Source organism: Bacillus sp. PK3_68, assembly GCF_003600835.1.
Taxonomy (GTDB): Bacteria; Bacillota; Bacilli; order Bacillales; family Domibacillaceae; genus Pseudobacillus.
Genome location: NZ_NQYC01000001.1, coordinates 3,301,093 through 3,319,917 on the forward strand (window position 1 = coordinate 3,301,093; position 18,825 = coordinate 3,319,917).

The window sequence follows — 18,825 nt, forward strand, 5'->3', positions numbered from 1 at the left end:
ATGATGATTGAAATGAAAAACATCTCCATTGATTTCCCAGGGGTGGCGGCTTTGAAGAATGTGGATTTTCATGTGGAAAAAGGAAAAATCCACGCCTTGATCGGTGCCAATGGAGCGGGAAAATCCACATTGATGAAAGTCCTATCCGGAGCTTACGACCATTATCGGGGCGAAATTTATTTTCATGGGGAAGAAGTGACACTTCGCTCTCCAAAAGACGCCAAACGATTAGGCGTTCAAATGGTGTATCAAGAAGTTGACACAGCTCTTATTCCTTATCTAACGGTTGGCGAGAATATCATGTTGGAGCAAATGATTCATCGCATGGGCCGAAAGCAGCTCATCAACTGGAAATCGATCCATAAGCAGGCAGCTGCTATCCTGACCCGTTTGCATGTAGCCATTTCCACCTACCAACGAGTCGATGAACTCACACTCGCTGAAAAGCAAATGGTGTTAATCGCCAGAGCGATTTCCGATCAATGTAAATGTTTGGTGCTGGATGAGCCAACAGCCCCATTAAGCCAGGCAGAGACAGAAGAGTTATTTCGTTTAATCCGTCTATTAAAGCAAGACGGAGTAGCGATCATTTTTATTTCTCATCGCCTGCCAGAACTGTTTGCTATCTGTGAAGAAATAACTGTCATGAGAAATGGTGAACTTGTGATGAAAGAGGAAACGGCTGTTACTTCTCCTAAACATGTCATTGAACAAATGCTTGGAAAATCATTAGAAGAGCAATATCCTCCTCATCAGCCAACAACAGGAGAAACCATTCTTGAAGTGAAAGGCCTGTCTGACAATGGCATGGTAAAAAACTTGAATATCCAAGTAAAAAGAGGAGAAATTGTTGGAATCGCCGGTCTTGTCGGCGCAGGCAAAACGGAGATCTGCCAGGCGTTGTTTGGTGCTTCTCCGCAAACATCAGGCGATGTGTTCATCCAAGGAAAGAAAGTGAAAATCACTTCTCCTTCTGATGCAGTCCGGCATGGAATGGTTCTTGTTCCGGAGGAAAGAAGAAAAGCGGGAATGGTTGTTTCTGAATCTGTAACAACGAATTTAACGGTTTCTAGCATGAAGCGATTCTCCAAGCTTTTTAGCTTAATTGATTTTAAGGCAGAAAAAAGAGAAGCTGAAAAAATGGTCCAACGGCTTAGTGTTGTCACTCCATCTATAGAAACAACAATCGGAAATCTATCAGGCGGGAACCAGCAAAAGGTGGTCATTGGCAAGTGGCTGATGGGCGACGCCGATGTCTATATTTTCGATGAGCCCACGAAGGGTGTGGATGTTGGAGCGAAGCGGGAGATTTTCGGGCTGATTGCCGAGCTGGCGAAGCAAGGAAAAGGGATTATCTACGCTTCAAGTGAACTGGTGGATATTCTTGGAATGACAGATCGGTTATATGTAGTCTATGACGGAGAAGTGGTCAAGGAAATAGAAACAGGTTCTACAAACGAAGCAGAAATTCTATATTATTCAACAGGAGGAAAGTAGATGGACACTGAACAAACCATCGCAGTGAAAACTCAGTCCGTGAAACAGTCTTTTCAATTGTTTGACTGGTTATATAAGTATGGCACGATTGTGACGATCGGGCTTTTGATCGCCATCTTTACCTGGGCCAACCCAGCCTTTATTGAAGGGGAAAACATTATTAATATCTTGCGGTCGATCTCCATTGTAACGATCATTGCCATTGGTGTGACTATCTCTCTGTCGATCAATGGATTTGATCTTTCTGTCGGTTCGACTGCATCTCTGGCGAACGCCATTGTAATTTCAATGTTTGTCTGGTATTCCCAGAACATCTTTATCGCATTGATTGCTGTGCTAGCTGCTGCGCTTATCGTGGGAGCATTGAACTCTTTATTGATTGTGAAATTTAAGATTCCTGATATGCTTACGACTTTGGCTATGATGTTTATTATTCAAGGGGTAGCCCTCACCTACACAAAAGGGGCAACGATTACACAAAACATGGTCATGCCAGATGGCACATTCGCCGCAGGAGCGATCAGCCCGTTATTTGAAAAAGCAGGGCAGGTGCCTTGGATTATCATCGTTATGGTCCTTGCTGTTGTTCTTGTACACATCTTTTTATCTTACACAAAGCATGGAAGATACATGTATATGATCGGCGGCAACCAAGAGGCGGCCAGATTATCAGGGATACCGGTTAATAAGTACAAAATGATTGCTTACTTGCTTTCCGCTGTTTGTGCAGCCATTGGAGGGACGGTGCTTGCAGCCCGAGTGATGACTGCGGAAATTAATGCAGGTGCTCCATATTTAATGGATGCTGTGGCTGCCGCTTTTATTGGATTTGCTGTATTCGGGGCCGGCAAGCCGAATGCAATTGGCACATTTATTGGAGCTGTGCTGATTGGAATTTTGCAAAATGGGCTTGTGATGATGTCTGTTCCATATTATGCGATGGACATTGTTAAGGGAGCCGTTTTGGCTTTTGCATTAGGGCTGACTTACTATAAGCAGAGATAATGGAGGGGACTTATTTGAAAGATTTTACTTCAGCTTATTTTACGATGAATGAAGCAGATGCAGTAGAATATGCGCAAAAAAGATTAGATATTTTTGCTGAGGCTGCCGATTTGGAATGCCGTGAAATCGGGGATGGCAATTTGAATTATGTCTTTAAGGTCGTTGACCGTCGAAGCGGCCAGTCCATCATTATTAAGCAGGCAGGACCAGTAGCTCGTATTTCTGATGCCTTTAAGGTTTCTCCGGACCGCAATCGAATTGAAAGTGAAATATTGGCGCTGCAAGGCGAATTGGCTCCCGGCTTTGTGCCAAAAGTTTATTCCTATGATCCTATTATGAACTGCTGTGTGATGGATGATTTATCTGATCATGAAATCATGCGTTCCGCTCTTTTAAAGCATAAAAAATTCCCGTTATTCGCTGATCATATTACGACATTTCTTGCCCGTACCTTGCTGCTTACCTCAGATGTCGTCATGGGACATAAAGAAAAGAAGCAGAGGGTACAGCAGTTTACAAACCCTGAACTTTGTGAAATTAGCGAAGATTTGGTTTATACAGAGCCATTTTATGACTGTGAGCAAAACGATGTATTTGAGGGAACGAAGGAATTTGCCCGTGAAGTGATTTGGAATGATGAAACGCTTAAGCTGGAGACAGCAAAACTAAAGTTTGATTTTATGACAAAGGCCCAATCGCTTCTTCATGGCGACCTTCATACCGGTTCGATTTTTATTAAAGAAGATTCTACGAAAATGATTGATCCTGAGTTTGCTTTTTATGGGCCGGCTGGCTATGATATCGGGAATGTAGTAGCAAACCTTATCTTTGCCTATATTCATGCGAGCTATACAATAGAAGAAACAGAAGAAAGAAACGATTACCTGCAATATTTAGAAGAAACAATTATTCAAGTGATTGAGCTGTTTGCAGAGAAGTTTATCCAGTTGTGGGATGAGACAGTGACAGAGCAGACAGCAACTCTACCAAGCTTTAAAGAGTGGTATTTGGATTCTATTCTTGAAGATACCGCTGCGGTTGCTGGACTTGAACTATGCCGGAGAGTAATCGGTATTGCTCACGTGAAGGATTTGACATCGATTTCTTATGCAGAAGACCGGGCAACAGCAGAGAAAATTTGCTTAACGGCCGGAAAAGCATTTATCCTTCAGCGAGCAGGTATTCGGGCAGGCACTGATTTTGTGCAGGTACTGCGCCAGAGTGTAAATCAGTTTAGTAAAGGGGCAATCAGCGATGACAACACCAGTAGCAGCCATTCAATCAGTCCGGTTAGATGATGATAACGATGCTCTTGTTCTTCTTGACCAGACGTTGCTGCCAAATGAAAAGGTTTTTCTTCAGCTTTCAAAGGTAGAAGAGATTTGGGATGCAATCTATCATTTAAAAGTGAGAGGAGCACCTGCTATCGGCATTGCAGCAGCTTATGGTGTTTATTTGGGCGTAAAGCGATTAGAAGCAGTAACCTTTACCGAGCTGGCAACTGAATTTGAAAAAGTAAAAAAGTATCTGGAATCCTCCCGTCCAACAGCTGTCAACTTGTTTTGGGCCTTACAGCGGATGGAAGACCGCTTGCACATTGAAGCAGATAAGGATGTAGCCGTTATTAAGAGGGCGTTGAGAGACGAAGCCGAAACGATCCGTGAGGAAGATGAACAGGTGTGCTTGGCCATCGGCGAACATGCGCTTTCGTTATTAGAACCGGGATGGGGGCTTCTCACTCATTGTAATGCAGGCACGATTGCAACAGCTAAATATGGAACGGCTTTGGCGCCTATCTATTTGGGGCAGGAACGGGAGTACAATTTCAGCGTATATGCGGATGAAACAAGACCGCTTCTCCAGGGGGCCCGCTTAACTGCATGGGAACTACAGCAAGCTGGAGTAGATGTCACGTTAATTTGTGATAACATGGCTTCTCTCGTTATGAAAGAGGGCAAGGTGCAAGCGGTGTTAGTCGGCTGTGACCGGGTGGCTGCCAATGGGGACGCAGCTAACAAAATTGGCACATCAGGATTAGCGGTGCTGGCCAAGCATTATGGCATTCCGTTTTATGTATGTGCTCCGCTGTCTACAGTGGATTTAAAATGTGCATCAGGCGATGATATTCCAATTGAACTTAGAAAAGCAGAAGAAGTGAGTGCTCAATGGTATGAAAAACCAATGGCCCCGGAAAATGTGAAAGTGTACAATCCGGCTTTTGATGTTACTGATCATGAATTGATTACTGCCATTGTTACAGAAAAAGGCATTGCTTACGCACCTTTTGAAAAAAGTTTAGCTGAATTGATAGAGAAAGAATAATAAGCAGCAGGTCAAAGGCTTAATTACAGCCTTTAGACCTGCTTTTTTACGTTGCTCTTAATAAAGGATCGCTTACTTTAGATAAGTAGATCATTTTTCCAAATATACAATAACTGATCCCGGATAAATAGTTTGTCATCCCCGATAAACAACTTTATTGCAGAAAAGTCGATTGCTTTTAGTTGTTGTGACATGATAAGAGGGTAAAGGGAGAAAAGGCACCTGTATCAAGACGCGTGGATAAACTGAATTTATTTAGCTGAGACTAATATTGTCTTTACGAAACGAAAGAAAAGATGGTGATTAACATGCCTTGCTACTCAAGCGAGAAATTAAACGGACTAGTAATGGAAGCAAAGAAGTATACAGCACAAGGAAAAGTAGCCGATTATATCCCAGCACTAAAGAAAGAAAATCCCAATGATTTGTCGGCAGCTATCTTTCATCCCGACGGAAGGTGCATTTCTGCCGGGGATGTGGACCAAAAAATCACGTTGCAAAGCATTTCTAAAGTACTGACACTTGCGCTTGCCTTGATGGATTGCGGAGAAGAGCGTGTGTTTGAAAAGGTAGGCTATGAGCCCACAGGGGACCCATTCAATTCTATAGTAAAATTAGAGCTGTATAACCCTTCAAAACCGCTCAATCCGATGATCAATGCTGGAGCATTAGCTGTGACAAGCATGATCAAGGGGCCCTCGATTGAAGCTCGTCTTGCCCGTATTCTTAGTTTTGTTCAAAAATTAACCGGGGACCAGGAAATGAGCTACTCCAAAGAAGTGGCACAGTCGGAATTCGATACGGCGGATCTTAACCGGGCGTTATGCTACTTTATGAGAGAGCACCAAATTATTGAGGAAGAAGTAGAGGGACTTTTAGAGCTTTATACGAAGCAGTGTGCAATTGAAATGACCTGCCTGGACCTCGCGAGAATAGGACTCATTTTTGCCATGAACGGGGTGGACCCTCTTACAAAAGAGCAGTTAATCCCTAAAGACATCGTCCGGATATGTAAAACATTTATGGTTACCTGCGGAATGTATAATGCGGCTGGAGAATTTGCTGTCAGAATCGGCATTCCGGCTAAGAGCGGCGTTTCCGGTGGAATTATGGGAGCGGTGCCTAATCGATTTGGCATTGGGATATTTGGTCCCGCCCTTGATGAAAAAGGAAATAGCATAGCGGGACTGAAATTGTTGGAAATGCTTTCTGAACAGTATTCTTTAAGTATATTTTAATGTAAAAGGCGACAAAGCTTTTCATTCTTTTTTAAGAAGACATCCATTGCCCTCCGTTCACATGAAGAGTTTGGCCTGTTACAAAGCGGGAGTCATCTGAAGCCAGGTACACGTAAGTGGGGGCAAGTTCAAACGGCTGGCCTTGGCGGTCCATCGGATTACCCGCTAATGAGACTTGATCGGCAGAGAAGCTGGATGGAATAAGAGGGGTCCATATCCGGCCAGGGGCGACTGCATTTACACGTATGCCTTCTTCGACTAAGCTGTTTGCTAAGGCCCGGGTGAAACCAACGATTGCTGCTTTAGTCGCTGTATAATCAATCAATTGCTTGTTGCCATCATAGGCTACTACAGAAGCTGTATTAATGATAGAACTGCCTGCTTTTAGATGGGGCAGCGCCGCTCGTGTCGTGTAAAAATGAGAATAGATGTTTACTTTAAACGTATCATCGAACTGTTCATCAGTGATGTCAAGCAGGCTGAGTTGTTGAAACTGAATACCGACATGGTTACAGAGAATATCCATTTTTCCAAAGGCTTGAACCGTTTTTTCTACGATACTAACACAGTGTTGTTTTTTTCTTACATCTCCAGGCAACAATAAACAGCGTCTGCCAAGCTCCTCCACTCTTAGTTTCGTCCGATTGGCATCCTCATGTTCATCTAGGTAAGAAATAGCTACATTGGCGCCTTCTTTAGCGAAAGCAATAGCCACAGCAGCTCCAATCCCGCTGTCACCGCCTGTGATAAGCGCCGCCTTTCCTGTTAATTTTCCGCTTCCTTTGTAATTAGGATTTTCGATAATAGGTCTCGGCACCATGAATTTTTCTACGCCAGGCTGGTGAAACTGGCGTTGTTCTGGAACGGTAACAGCGATTTCTTCGTAACGTGTTATTTTTCCATAGTTAGGATGCATTGGATATCGCTGTGAAGCTTGCCTTTTCTTTTTGTCATCAGCTGAATGGGTCATGATCAAGCCTCCTCTTCAAATAATATCAAATTACATTATGTTAAAAAGGACAATTCAATGACTTTAATAGGGTTTTTTCAGCAGCTAAAGACGGTTCTATTTTAAAGGGAGTTGAATAATTTAAAGAAGATAAGACAGTCTGAGGAGGTGGCACCATGAGATATTATGTTAGTCCCCAAGTAAGATTATTATTAGTGAACCAATCGCAAGAAAAAGTGCAAGTCCTCTATGCATCGAATCCACATGCTTGGCAAATGCCTATGATAGGACCTCGTCCTCCTTATTATTGTCATCCGAAATATCAGGCCTATTATCCGGTTCTATAATTAGATTTCCCATTTCGAAACAGTGGAAGGAGATACAGCAGATTCCATTCGCATGTATAGTTATTTTTTAAACAAAGGCTCTGTTAAAGAGAAAGGTTGTTTTTTAATAGTCGATTGGAGCGATAGGCGGTGACTCCGAAGGGAAAAGCGTCCGCCGGCAGAGGCAATCAACAACTGAGTATACTGCGGCCTAAATAGGGGAAAGTTGTTTTTCACAAGACGGAACAAGCGAAGTTACATTGGATAGGTAAAGCCATTGTCAAAAAATCGTCATTCAATTCTAGAACAAGGTCACATATCAGTCTTTTTATAAAAGAGTTAAATGGGGCAATTTTTCCCGGTTCATAGTCGGGGAGAGGGGGCTCCAAGGAAGAAACTTTTTGCCCCCTTTTTATTTGCACGGTCTTACGGGGATCGTTCTTTTTGTGATAATTTTCTCTATTTCAGCGGTACAAGCGCCCGGGTTTGATCAATGTATACAAAGGCATTATAACGGTCGCTAATTTTAGAAGGAACGTAATTGCCATAGGCTTCGTATTCAGGATGATAGACAACACCGATCGCCCTATGGCCAATCCAGCTGTCAAACAGATGACGGTTTTGCTCATTAAAAATTAAACATTTATTGTAAGCTCCTGCTTGATGAAGGACATCTTCCCAAGAGTTTCTTTGAGCGGGCGGCACTTCCATCCTTTGAAATGGAAACCCCCATTCTTCTGCAGCGATCACAGTGCCATGATGAGTGCCAAATCCAATGGCGTAGACATCTTCCGGTTCATTTTGTTCACGAATGAGCTGACCGACGTTAATCATTCCTTCATTCTTCATGTCTGTAGCAGAAGCATCTCCGATATGGGTATTATGTTCCCAGACAATAATTTTTGTATTTTCTCCGTAGTAACTTCGTAATTCATTAATCGCTTCTACCATATGTTCATCACGAATATTCCAGGAAAGAGAATCATCTCGTACCATGGCACGGTAATATTCTTCGGCATTTTTGGCAACTAGTGCATTCACTTTTAAGTTGAGGTCTGCTTCTTCTTTCCCCTTATAATGCTTTTCATGTGTCCGTATAGATGCCAGCAGCCTTGATACTTCCTCTACACATACATCAGAAATATTTAAAGTGGAGATTGCGTAGTTTTCCGGCTGGCGATTGAAAGGCTCAAAGCAAGAAAAAGCTTTTCTTGCCAGCGTCAAATCTACACCGGCAGTTTCTGTCCGTGATAAATAACTCAGCACTTCCTCCATGGACTCCCATAAGCTATAGACATCAATCCCGTAGAAACCTACTTTCTTCTCTGTCGGCCTTGGTTCATTATGGGCACGCAGCCATTCGATGAGAGAGACGATTTCTTGATTTGCCCACATCCAGGTTGGCCAACGGTCAAAGGCGTGCAACACCTCTTTGGCTTCTTTCTTCTCCTTCTCATAGCCTTTAATATAACGATTCACTTGCTGGGCTGATGGCCAGTCTCCCTCCACCGTGATCACTGAAAATCCCTTTTCCTCAATAAGCTGTTTTGACAGAGCAGCCCGCACGGAATAAAACTCAGAAGTTCCATGGCTCGCCTCTCCTAAAAGAACAATCTTGGCATCCCCAATTTCCTCAATAAGCCTAGTTAAATCTTCATTCGTTTCAAAGGGGAAGGCATATTTTTTTACCGCACTGACAAGAGGTTGATTCATCAGAAAAGCTCCTTTTCATGAGAAATTGATGGACATGTTCTATTTATTATGCACCTTTACAGGGACAATACCCACTATGCAAAGAAAGCGAACAAGTTCTACAAAATTACAGAGGAAGACAGTTAGAAGGAAAGATTTTTGATATAATGCTTTGTATGTTTCGAAGAAATGTAACAGAGGTGCTAGGATGAATAAAACAATCGGTATATTTGCACATGTGGATGCTGGCAAGACGACCTTTTCTGAACAGCTTCTTTACCATACAAATAGCATTAAACAAAGAGGGAGAGTAGACCATAAGGATACTTTTTTGGATAATCATGAAATTGAGAAACAGCGAGGCATTACAGTGTTTGCGGATCAAGGGGTTATGGATTATCGCGATTCTACTTATTATTTGATTGATAACCCGGGCCACGTCGATTTTTCTCCAGAAATGGAACGGTCGATTCAAGTGTTGGACTATGCCATTATTATCATCAGTGCTGTCGAAGGAGTGGAAGGTCATACGGAAACAATCTGGCAGCTGCTGAAAAAACATAGCATTCCTGTATTTTTCTTTATCAATAAAATAGATCGTATCGGAGCCGATGTTGAAAGAGTGTTAGATGAAATTCGAGCGGAGCTGTCAAAGGACATTGTTAATCTGACAGAGGGGTTTAACAAAGGTGAAATGAGCGAGGCCATGATTGAATTTATCGCTGAGCGGGATGAAGCTTTGTTGGAGCAATATATAAACGGCAGCTACGAAAAAGATGTATGGCTTCATACTATGATTAAATTGATTAAGAAAAGAGAAATATTTCCATGCGCCAGCGGCTCAGCACTTCAAGACATTGGTATATCCTCCTTTTTGGAAAAGCTGGACGAGCTAACTGTCACCCATTATTCAAATGATCAGGCTTTTGCCGGCCGTGTTTATAAAGTAAAGCATGATCATAATGGAACAAGAATTACTTTCATGAAATTGCTAAGTGGTACATTGCATGTCCGTGACGAAGTACATTACGGAAATGGAATAATTGAAAAAGTAACTCAAATAAGAAAATACAATGGAAGCAAGTTTCATACAGCTGACCAGGCCGGGGCAGGGGAGCTGTTTGCTGTTACTGGATTGTCAGAGGCGCGTGCCGGCGATGGAATGGGTGTCTTACAAGAAAAAGCTGTGTATGAGATGGTCCCGACTTTAAAGTCCAAAGTGGTCATTGATCCTTCTATTCATGTAAAAGAAGCTCTGCGTTGCTTTCACATGCTGGATATTGAGGATCCCGCTTTGAACGTTACGTGGGAGGAGAATGTTCAGGAAATCCATATTCACGTAATGGGCGCTATTCAACTCGAAATTTTAAAGCAAGTAGTAAAGGAACGTTTTCAACTGGACGTGGCTTTCGGAGACCCGGAAATCATTTATAAGGAAACAATTGATTCGACCGTCAACGGATATGGCCATTTTGAACCATTAGGACACTATGCAGAGGTTCATTTAAAACTTGAGCCTGCCGAAAGAAATAGCGGGATTGCATTTGAAAATGCTTGTCATATGAATGATCTGGCAGTAGGACACCAGAACTTAGTCCGCCATCACATTTTTGAGAAAGAACATAGAGGTCTGTTAACGGGCTCTACGCTAACGGATATGAAAGTTACCCTTCTTACCGGACGTGCCCATAACAAGCACACTTCGGGGGGCGACTTTAGAGAAGCAACTTACCGGGCGCTGAGACAAGGATTAGAAAAGGCAGAAAACATTCTATTGGAGCCGTATTACCATTTTAAAATTAAAGTGGAAATGGATCAGATGGGCAAAGTGCTTGCTGATATTCAGACGGCCCACGGCAGTTTTGATCCGCCACAAACAGAGGGGAATAAAGCGCTTTTGACCGGCAAAGCACCGGTAGCAACCTTTATGAATTACAGTACAGAGCTTGCTGCTTTTACACAAGGAAAGGGCGTGATGAATATGATAGTTGGAGGCTATTACCGTTGTCATAACGAAGAAGAGGTCATTAAACGAATCGGGTATAATAAGAATGCTGATCCTGAATATAGTTCGTCCTCCATCTTTTGTTCAAAAGGGCAGGGTTACACGGTTGCTTGGGATGAGGCAGAAGCAAAAATGCATGGTCTCTAATATATTCTGCCGTTTAAAAAAAGAAAAAAAGGAAAGAGTGTTAGGGAAAAAGTAAACAATAGCAGGAGTGAAAGCATGAAAGGAAAAATGGCGGATCTAGGCTACAAAGAATTTGAATTGGAAGTATCCTATGGAAAAAATAAAGAGTATGAAGCAGAAATTGAACAAGATAAAAAGAGTCACACATTTGAAGTGAAAATTGAAGATGAATTAAATGGTGTGGAGGTAGAGGGGGAAGAGGCGTTTAGACTTCTCTATCCATGTTTAAAGAAGCTGGAGATTAAGCATAGAACACCTAAACGGCAAGCAATTAGAAAAGCACTTGGCGCTTTCGGCTTGCCTGCCGGCTATAAAAAATTTGAAATTGAGATTGTGTTTAAAGATGGGAGCAAATTAGAAATAGAAGATGAGAGATAAAATAGCTTATTTGCCATCAGTCCTATATGAAAAGCCCTTTCGCGCGGCTATCTGCTGCCACCCGAAAGGGCTTTTTGTTTCTTAGGATCCCCTAGCGTTTCCACTAACAAGAAGAGGTTGAGAATAATAACGAGTGTAGCAATTCCCCAAGCAACAATAGTTGTAATCTTATGGTTAACAAGCCCTCCCATGATGTTTCGGTTACTGGTAAACAAAATGAGCGGAATGAGGGCAAACGCAATTCCAAATGAAAGGATAACCTGGCTCATGACGAGGGCCCCTGTAGGATTTACGCCTGAGATAATAATGACAAGCGGGGGAATGATTGTAATCATTCTTCGCAAATAGAGATTGATATGCTTGCGGATAAACCCTTGCATAACTACATCTCCAGTCATTGTGCCAACTGCCGAGCTGGACAAGCCGGCAATTAACAAACCAAGACCAAAAGAAATACCAGCTGCTGGACCGATATAATCATGGAATCCCTGGAATGCTACATCTAAGTCTTCTACAACCATTCCTTTTTTAGAAAACAAAGCTGCAGCCACAATTAGCATACACATGTTAATGGCTCCTGCCACAATCATAGCAATGACAATATCAACAAATTCAAACTTAAATATTTTGCGTTTTTCTGCTTCATCTCTGCCGACAACCCGATTTTGTGTAAGTGATGAGTGGAGATAAATCGCATGTGGCATCACGGTGGCGCCAAGAATGCCAGCAGCCAATACAATCGAGTCTACTCCTTCAAATTTAGGGATAAGCATGCCGCCCAACACTTCACTGATATCCGGCTTAGCTAAAAAGGTCTGAAAAGCAAAAGCAAGCACAACGATCAGGACCATAGCAGCAATCCCTGTCTCAAGTGGCCGATATCCCCGGCGCTGTAATTCTAATATAGCAAAGGAACCTATCGCTGTAATAATGGCGGCTGGCACCATCGGAATATGAAAAAGCAAATACAATCCTAAGGCAGCGCCAATGAATTCAGCGAGATCGGTTGCAATGATGACAAGTTCACTTTGTATCCATAAAAAAATCGAAACCCCTTTCGGAAAGCGGTCACGTGCCACTTCAGGCAGGTTCTTTCCAGTGGCGATTCCGAGTTTAGCGGATAGAGATTGGATAAGAACAGCCATCAAATTGGAAACAGCGATGACCCATAATAACAGATAACCGTATTTTGAGCCTGCTGTAATGTTTGTTGCGAAGTTTCCCGGGTCAATATAAGCAACGGCAGCAATAAATGCCGGACCGAGAAAGGGAAGTATTTTATTAATTCCTTTTGCCTCACCTCTTAGGACAGCTTCGGCAGATTGGGTCGTTTTATTTACCTTTAGATTGCTTTCTTTGTAAGCCAATTTTTCTTTCCTCCCTGCCTAATTGTAAGTGGATAGCAATAAAGTTGCCTTAAGTAAAAATAATTATGTCTATTTTATGCAATAAATGCAGAAATGTAAATTATTTTTATTTCTAAATGATTAGCTGAATAAAACAGCTTCCGCTTTGCCATAGTAGAGGCATACAGTTATTTGATAGAGGAGGGGACCTTTCTGATGGATCACACGAAAGCCAGCTGGAAAAATGAAAATGTTATTTCTCAATTGCACAATTCCATAGACAATGTCATAGCGGCAATGGGCCAGGCACAATCAAACCCTACAGAGCAGGCCATCCGGCAAGCGCGCAATACGATTGACCAGGCAGGCAGCGCTCTAGCGAATGCTCTTGAAAAAAGTGAGCATTTAGAGCCCATTCATAGGCTGCAGGAGCAGCTAAATCGGAATAAGCAGCAGCTGGAACAGCTAGAGTCTAATAAGTAATAGAAAAAGCTGATCTAGCGGTAATAAAAAGGACGGTTTTACCTTTATTGGGAAACCGTCCTTATATTTTATTATGGGATTTTCTCGTAGGCCAACTTCATAATAATATCCTGGTGCTGAGGATATTTTTGCAAAAGCATATTTTGGGTAAATAATTCAAAGTCTTCAAATTCGAAACCCGGAGAAACCATGCAGCCGACTAAAGAAAAAGCATCTTTCTGATTAACAGAAGAGCCAAAAATTGAATTTTTTGGAACGAGTGCCTGGGGGATTTCTCCCTTTTCTAGATCAATGCCTAATTGAATTTCTTCATATTCTCCATCTTCATGAATGACATGAATCGTCAAAGGGCTCCCAGCGTGAAAATACCATAATTCATCCGATTTAAGACGGTGAAAATGGGAAACGGCATTGGACGTTAATAAAAAATAAATGCTTGTATAAAGCTTTCGCTGACCTCTAAATGCTGCTTGGAGCTCTTTAGCGGATATTTGCTCTTCGGATGCAAATGTCCTTTTGTAATACCCTCCCTCAGGATGGGGAGACAGCCCAAGCTTTGAAATTAACGATTGTATTGTACTCATATGAATGATAAACCTCCTTATATATTCCACTCCTTTTTAATTACCAAACAAAGAGCCCTACAATCATAGCTGTCAGACTGGAGACAAGAATACCGCTAAATAGCAATCTCCATGTATGGTCGGCAATAAAAGCGGATCTTTCCTGCCCAAATAAAGAGCGAATGCTTCCGAGAATAATCCCGATGGTCGGGAAATTGCAGAAGGAAATAAGAAAGGCGGAGATAACCGCTTTTGTATGGGCGTTTAGTGTCGCAAGCTCGGGTTTTAAATGCGTCATTGCGATAAATTCATTAGCGGCTAATTTTTCCCCCATAAATTGTGCAATTTTAAACACGTGAGCCCATTCCACTCCCATTAAGAAGCTTAATGGGGAAAATACTACAGCAAAAGCATTCTCAAGTGACAGCTGATGATGAATCAGACTTAATGCACTATCGGTAGCGGTGATAAGGGAAACAAAACCAATAAGCATGACGGCAATGATGAGGGCCAGTTTTCCCCCTGTTAGCATACTGTTTGAAATGACATCAAAGAAATTTCCTTTTGCTGTTTTAGAGGGAGCGTAGACGATATCCTCTTCTTTGGAAACAGTGTACGGATTTAGCAGCGAGGTAATCATTAAAGCACCGATCGCGTTTAAGGGAATAGCTGTTAATACATACTTTGCATCTAAAAGCTGCAAGTAACCGCCGAGCATTCCCGCACTTACACAAGACATACTAATCATTGAGACAGTTAACAGCCTTGTGTTATCCATTTTATTTAATTGTTCACGGGTAACGGCAAGGGCTTCATTGTTCCCCAAAAACATCACTTGGATGGAATAGAAGCTTTCAAAGCGGGGAGTTCGTGTAACTTTGGAAAAGAACCAGCCGATGCCGTTAATAATGAGCGGTAAAATTCCAAAGTAAGTTAAAATATCAAAAAAAGTGATGACAAAAATAATCGGCATCAAAACATTCATGAAAAAAGTGAAGGCCGAGCTATTAACAGGTGCCAAGTTTCCAAATACGAAATTAATCCCAACCATGGAGCTGTTGATCAGCCAAAGAAAAAGTCAGAAATGAATGTAATGCTTTTCCCGCCAATGCCAGTGGATAACATAAACCAGGTAACAGCTAACTGTAAAACGAACAATATAATGATTGGTTTAAAATTTACCTTCGAACGATTAAGGGAGAAAATGTAAGCCAAAATCAATACTGCCAGGATCCCAATTACATTAATAACAAAATACATTGGTTTACTCCTTTTACTTAGTGAGTGTGTACACTTCTCGTAATTTAAAACGCGGCCCTATTCTTTAATAAACTGCTGTATTGATTTAGAGCGATAAATAAGGAAAGTGTGCTGTTTTTCGGTAAGCTAGTTTATACGATGCAGTTAAGTCATGCTTAACCTGGTTGCCCTGCCTGATTTGACAGCTGATGAGATATAGGACTTCTTATTAGAATGTTCAATCTAGGTAAGTGACAAACTGTTTTAAATTTCCATCTGACAGGGAGGGAAGAAGACGAATGTTTCTACAAAAAAATCCCTTTCGACTGTTGCCGAGTCGAAAGGGATGTTGGTTAACCTATATGTTTAGATAGGGAAGACATATCGTCTTTTGATCTTTGGTTGTTTGTTTTCCGGCGTCTAGCGGTAAACAAACGATACACAGCTGGAATGAGCAGCAAAGTGATAAAGGTAGCAAACAGGAGGCCGCATATGATAACGGTTGCCATAGGTGCCTGATAATTTCCTGAAGTGCCGGATGCCAAAGCCAAAGGGATCATGCCGCCTACTGTTGTTAAGGTGGTCATGAAAATCGGGCGGATACGGTTCTTTCCTGCTTCGACAAGGGCACTTTCAACAGAATAACCTTCTCTGCGAAGCTGGTTCGTGCGGTCAATAAGCAGAATGGCGTTGTTTAATACAATGCCGATAAGCATGATTACTCCGATTCCAGACATTAGATTTAATTCTCTTTGGGTAATAAATAATCCTAAAAGAACGCCGGTGATTGTCATCGGAATCACTGACATTACAATAAGCGGATGGCCTAAATGGTTGAATTGCACAGCCATGACTACATATACAAGGAAGAGAGCAATCGCTAACACGAGAACCATATCCAGCATTAATTCTTGTTGCTGTTCGAGATCTCCTGCTACGCCGATTGTATATCCAGCAGGCGCTTTAAACTCTTCGATTAGCCTTTGTACATCTCGGTTAACGGCTCCGAGATCCTTTCCTTCAATGTCAGCCGATAGAGACATAAAGCGTTCACCATCTATATGAGAAATTTCGTTAGGTGTTTTCACACTCTTCAGCTCGATAAAAGCAGACAGTTGTTGTTCGCCGTTTTTGCCTGGCACAGTTAAATCTAGAAGGGAAGATTGCGTGTTTGTCTTTTCAGACCATCTCATCATTATAGGGACGTTTTCATCGTTAATTCTCATTTCACCGGCAGGTATCTGCAGAAGAGCCTGTTCAATGAGTTGTTTAATTTGGTTTTGGGATAATCCAGCCTTCTCAATTTCTTTGTTATTAAGAGCAACCACTTGTTCCTCGGAAGTGCGGTTCATAGAATTTTCTACACCGACGATTCCGTCAATGGAATAAAGCTCTTTAATAAAGTCATCTGCTACAGCTTGCAGTTCGTTAAAATCTTCTCCTTTAATATTTACTTGAACAGGGGAACCACCGCCGCCGGACATGGCACTTTGTACATTTTTGATTGGCTCGGTTTTCTGAAGATCGCGCAATGATTTTAAAATCTCTTCATTGACTGTTTTTTGATCTTTTTTTATTTGATCTCCCTTTGTCATATTGATAATGGCATAAAACATTCCCCCATTATCCATTACATAGTTGGAATCAACATCTTCAATAGAGCTTAATTTTTCATTTATTTTCTGAGCAGCTTTTTCTTTTTCTTCAGAGGAAAGGCCTGTTTCTAAATTGACCATTAGTTCGGTATAGCGATTAAACATATCAGGCATAATGGTCATCGGAATTTTTCCAGCAAGGGATAGTGAACCGGCAAATATAATGAAAAAGAGAACGATGATTGTGAAACTGCGTCGCTTTTTCTTAATTGTCCAGGTGACTATCCGGTTGTAGCCCTGCATGAAAGGTCCCTCTTTAAAATCTTTCTTCGGCTTTCGAAGCATTAGTAATTTCTCCGAGAGTGAAGGAATAAGGGTAAAGGCGATAATCACAGAGCTTATGAGTGTAATCGCGACGACTGCTGACAGCATCATCATAAATTGCCCCATTTCACCGCCAATCAGCCCAATTGGCAGAAATACAACGATGGTTGTCAGCATGGAGGCAATAACAGCAGCAGCGACTTCCTTTGTGCCTGTTATTACTGCCTCAAGATTAGTGAGTCCCTGTTCTTTTTTCTATAGATCGATTCCAAAATCACGATGGAGGAATCTACCATCATGCCGATCCCTAAACCAAGTCCGATCAATGTCAACATGTTAAAGCTGTAACCAAACATCCACATAGCAGCAAATGTAAGTAAGACGGAGGTCGGAATGGACAAGCCGATAATAAAGGTAGCCCGGAGGTTGCGCAAAAAGATTAGAAGCACGGCAATGGCGATTATTCCACCGATTAAAATGTTATCTGTTACTCCGTCCAAAGATTCTTTTACATAGTCTGCTTGCGCTACAATTTCATTTAACTGAAACCCTTTGACAAGCTGCTCCTTTTTCATGCGCTCAATCTCTGCCCGCACAGCTTTTGCCATCTCTATTTGTGTCACATCAGAGGACCGGCCGATTTGGACAAAAATAAAATCTTTTGTACCGTTTTTCCAGACGAAAGAGGAGCTTTCAAGCGGCTGAAGTGAAACATGAGCAATTTCTTTTAATTTAATGAAGCCGGTTGGAGTTGGAAGCTGAATATTTTGGATATCCTCTATACTTGTTAGCTTGGTATTCCAGCGCAGTGAAGGGGAGTTCTTGTCACCGCTTAATTCACCTAAAGACGCTTCATTGTTTGCTTGTTGGATGGCTTCCATCGCTTGCTGGATATCCACTCCGTTTTTTACCGTTTTTTGCCGGTCGAATTCAATGGCCGCTTCATACTCCACCACGCCTGAAAGTGAGACATCCCTTACTTCGGGTAGCGCCTCTAAACGCGGTTCCAGCACGTTTTTTGCAAAAGAAGTCATCTTCCCGATGTCACCACCGGATACATCCATGAAAAACTCATAGCTCTGATTCGTTCCATATTGACCTGCCGAAATATCAGTGATACTGGAGACTTCGGTTTTTAAAGAGTTAGCGGCCGCTTCGACTTCTCTATACAGCTCTTTTCCCCGTCCGCGCTCAAAGGTGATTTGAATGGAGCTGCGGCCAATGTTTGTTGTTGATTGGGTGCTCTCTATGCCGTCGATAGCTTCAAGTTTTTGTTCGAGCGGGGTCGTAATGGTCCGCTCGACCTCGATAGCAGCCATTTCCCCAGCACTTATTTCTATATAAGCACCGTCCATGCCGATGGAGGGAAGCAGTTCTTTATCTAGTTTTAGAATGGAATATGCTCCGATTATTGCCACTAAAGCTGTCAATAACCCAATTAAAATTTTTCTTTGAACAATAAATTTTACAAGGTTCACAATCATTCTCCTTTTATTTTGATGTGGTAATAGACATCCCAAGTACTGATCTTATGCTCAAAAATGAGGAGGATAAACCACTCAGGATAAACTCCTTTGGAAGGAATACGGGAATGAATAATTTCAAGGGAGGATGGTAGGCGTTGGCAGTATGTATCCTTAAAGAGCGCTATTTGTATTTCCATATTATCCCCATTTA

16 protein-coding genes are annotated in these 18,825 nt (G+C 42.0%); 8 read left to right on the forward strand and 8 right to left on the reverse strand.

The features are described 5' to 3' along the window. The 5 genes from CJ483_RS16670 to glsA all read left to right on the forward strand — a co-directional run bounded on the left by CJ483_RS16670 (nt 1) and on the right by glsA (nt 6,062). Nucleotides 1-1,497, forward strand: coding sequence for a sugar ABC transporter ATP-binding protein (locus tag CJ483_RS16670; RefSeq protein ID WP_259455696.1), 1,497 nt, complete (start codon nt 1-3; stop codon nt 1,495-1,497). Further along, on the forward strand, nt 1,498-2,502 hold the full coding sequence (locus CJ483_RS16675; RefSeq protein WP_120036246.1) for an ABC transporter permease: 1,005 nt from the start codon (nt 1,498-1,500) through the stop codon (nt 2,500-2,502). It abuts the gene before it with no gap. Between the two features lie 14 nt (nt 2,503-2,516). Beyond that, nucleotides 2,517-3,800 carry an S-methyl-5-thioribose kinase gene (gene mtnK / locus CJ483_RS16680; protein ID WP_120036247.1) on the forward strand — a complete coding sequence of 428 codons (1,284 nt, stop codon included), beginning with the start codon at nt 2,517-2,519 and terminating at the stop codon, nt 3,798-3,800. Continuing rightward, nucleotides 3,757-4,824 carry an S-methyl-5-thioribose-1-phosphate isomerase gene (gene mtnA / locus CJ483_RS16685; RefSeq protein ID WP_120036248.1) on the forward strand — a complete coding sequence of 356 codons (1,068 nt, stop codon included), beginning with the start codon at nt 3,757-3,759 and terminating at the stop codon, nt 4,822-4,824. Before mtnK ends, mtnA begins: the two co-directional genes overlap by 44 nt. Before the next feature lie 308 nt (nt 4,825-5,132). Then, entirely contained in the window at nt 5,133-6,062 is a 930-nt protein-coding gene (gene glsA / locus CJ483_RS16690; RefSeq protein ID WP_120036249.1) for a glutaminase A, read from the forward strand. Between the two features lie 31 nt (nt 6,063-6,093). Here glsA and CJ483_RS16695 read toward each other — a convergent pair whose 3' ends face one another. Then, nucleotides 6,094-7,032 carry an SDR family oxidoreductase gene (locus CJ483_RS16695; protein ID WP_120036250.1) on the reverse strand — a complete coding sequence of 313 codons (939 nt, stop codon included), beginning with the start codon at nt 7,030-7,032 and terminating at the stop codon, nt 6,094-6,096. 764 nt (nt 7,033-7,796) lie between these two features. Further along, entirely contained in the window at nt 7,797-9,050 is a 1,254-nt protein-coding gene (locus CJ483_RS16700; RefSeq protein WP_120036251.1) for an erythromycin esterase family protein, read from the reverse strand. A 187-nt stretch (nt 9,051-9,237) separates the two neighbouring features. Here CJ483_RS16700 and CJ483_RS16705 point away from each other — a divergent pair, with 187 nt between their 5' ends. Both CJ483_RS16705 and CJ483_RS16710 read left to right on the forward strand, forming a co-directional pair. Continuing rightward, on the forward strand, nt 9,238-11,181 hold the full coding sequence (locus CJ483_RS16705; protein WP_120036252.1) for a GTP-binding protein: 1,944 nt from the start codon (nt 9,238-9,240) through the stop codon (nt 11,179-11,181). Between the two features lie 75 nt (nt 11,182-11,256). After that, nucleotides 11,257-11,598 (forward strand): YusW family protein, encoded by a 342-nt coding sequence (locus CJ483_RS16710; RefSeq protein WP_120036253.1) that lies wholly within the window; start codon nt 11,257-11,259, stop codon nt 11,596-11,598. A 47-nt stretch (nt 11,599-11,645) separates the two neighbouring features. On the opposite strand, the gene CJ483_RS16715 is transcribed toward CJ483_RS16710, so the two are convergent. Continuing rightward, on the reverse strand, nt 11,646-12,965 hold the full coding sequence (locus tag CJ483_RS16715; RefSeq protein WP_120036254.1) for an Nramp family divalent metal transporter: 1,320 nt from the start codon (nt 12,963-12,965) through the stop codon (nt 11,646-11,648). 195 nt (nt 12,966-13,160) lie between these two features. Here CJ483_RS16715 and CJ483_RS16720 point away from each other — a divergent pair, with 195 nt between their 5' ends. Further along, on the forward strand, nt 13,161-13,427 hold the full coding sequence (locus CJ483_RS16720; protein ID WP_259455697.1) for a hypothetical protein: 267 nt from the start codon (nt 13,161-13,163) through the stop codon (nt 13,425-13,427). A 71-nt stretch (nt 13,428-13,498) separates the two neighbouring features. On the opposite strand, the gene CJ483_RS16725 is transcribed toward CJ483_RS16720, so the two are convergent. From CJ483_RS16725 to CJ483_RS25165, 5 genes are all read right to left on the reverse strand, one after another. Beyond that, nucleotides 13,499-14,011 carry a cupin domain-containing protein gene (locus tag CJ483_RS16725; protein ID WP_120036255.1) on the reverse strand — a complete coding sequence of 171 codons (513 nt, stop codon included), beginning with the start codon at nt 14,009-14,011 and terminating at the stop codon, nt 13,499-13,501. 40 nt (nt 14,012-14,051) lie between these two features. After that, nucleotides 14,052-15,041, reverse strand: coding sequence for a NupC/NupG family nucleoside CNT transporter (locus CJ483_RS16730; protein ID WP_259455698.1), 990 nt, complete (start codon nt 15,039-15,041; stop codon nt 14,052-14,054). Between the two features lie 11 nt (nt 15,042-15,052). After that, nucleotides 15,053-15,250, reverse strand: a complete 198-nt coding sequence (locus CJ483_RS25155) for a Na+ dependent nucleoside transporter N-terminal domain-containing protein (RefSeq protein ID WP_259455699.1) — start codon at nt 15,248-15,250, stop codon at nt 15,053-15,055. Between the two features lie 332 nt (nt 15,251-15,582). Next, nucleotides 15,583-17,367 carry an efflux RND transporter permease subunit gene (locus CJ483_RS25160; RefSeq protein WP_259455815.1) on the reverse strand — a complete coding sequence of 595 codons (1,785 nt, stop codon included), beginning with the start codon at nt 17,365-17,367 and terminating at the stop codon, nt 15,583-15,585. Further along, the gene (locus CJ483_RS25165) at nt 17,367-18,626 is read right to left on the reverse strand and encodes an efflux RND transporter permease subunit (protein WP_259455700.1); all 1,260 of its coding nucleotides are present in this window, start codon (nt 18,624-18,626) and stop codon (nt 17,367-17,369) included. The genes CJ483_RS25160 and CJ483_RS25165 overlap by 1 nt, the downstream gene beginning before the upstream one ends. Nucleotides 18,627-18,825 lie beyond the last annotated feature (199 nt).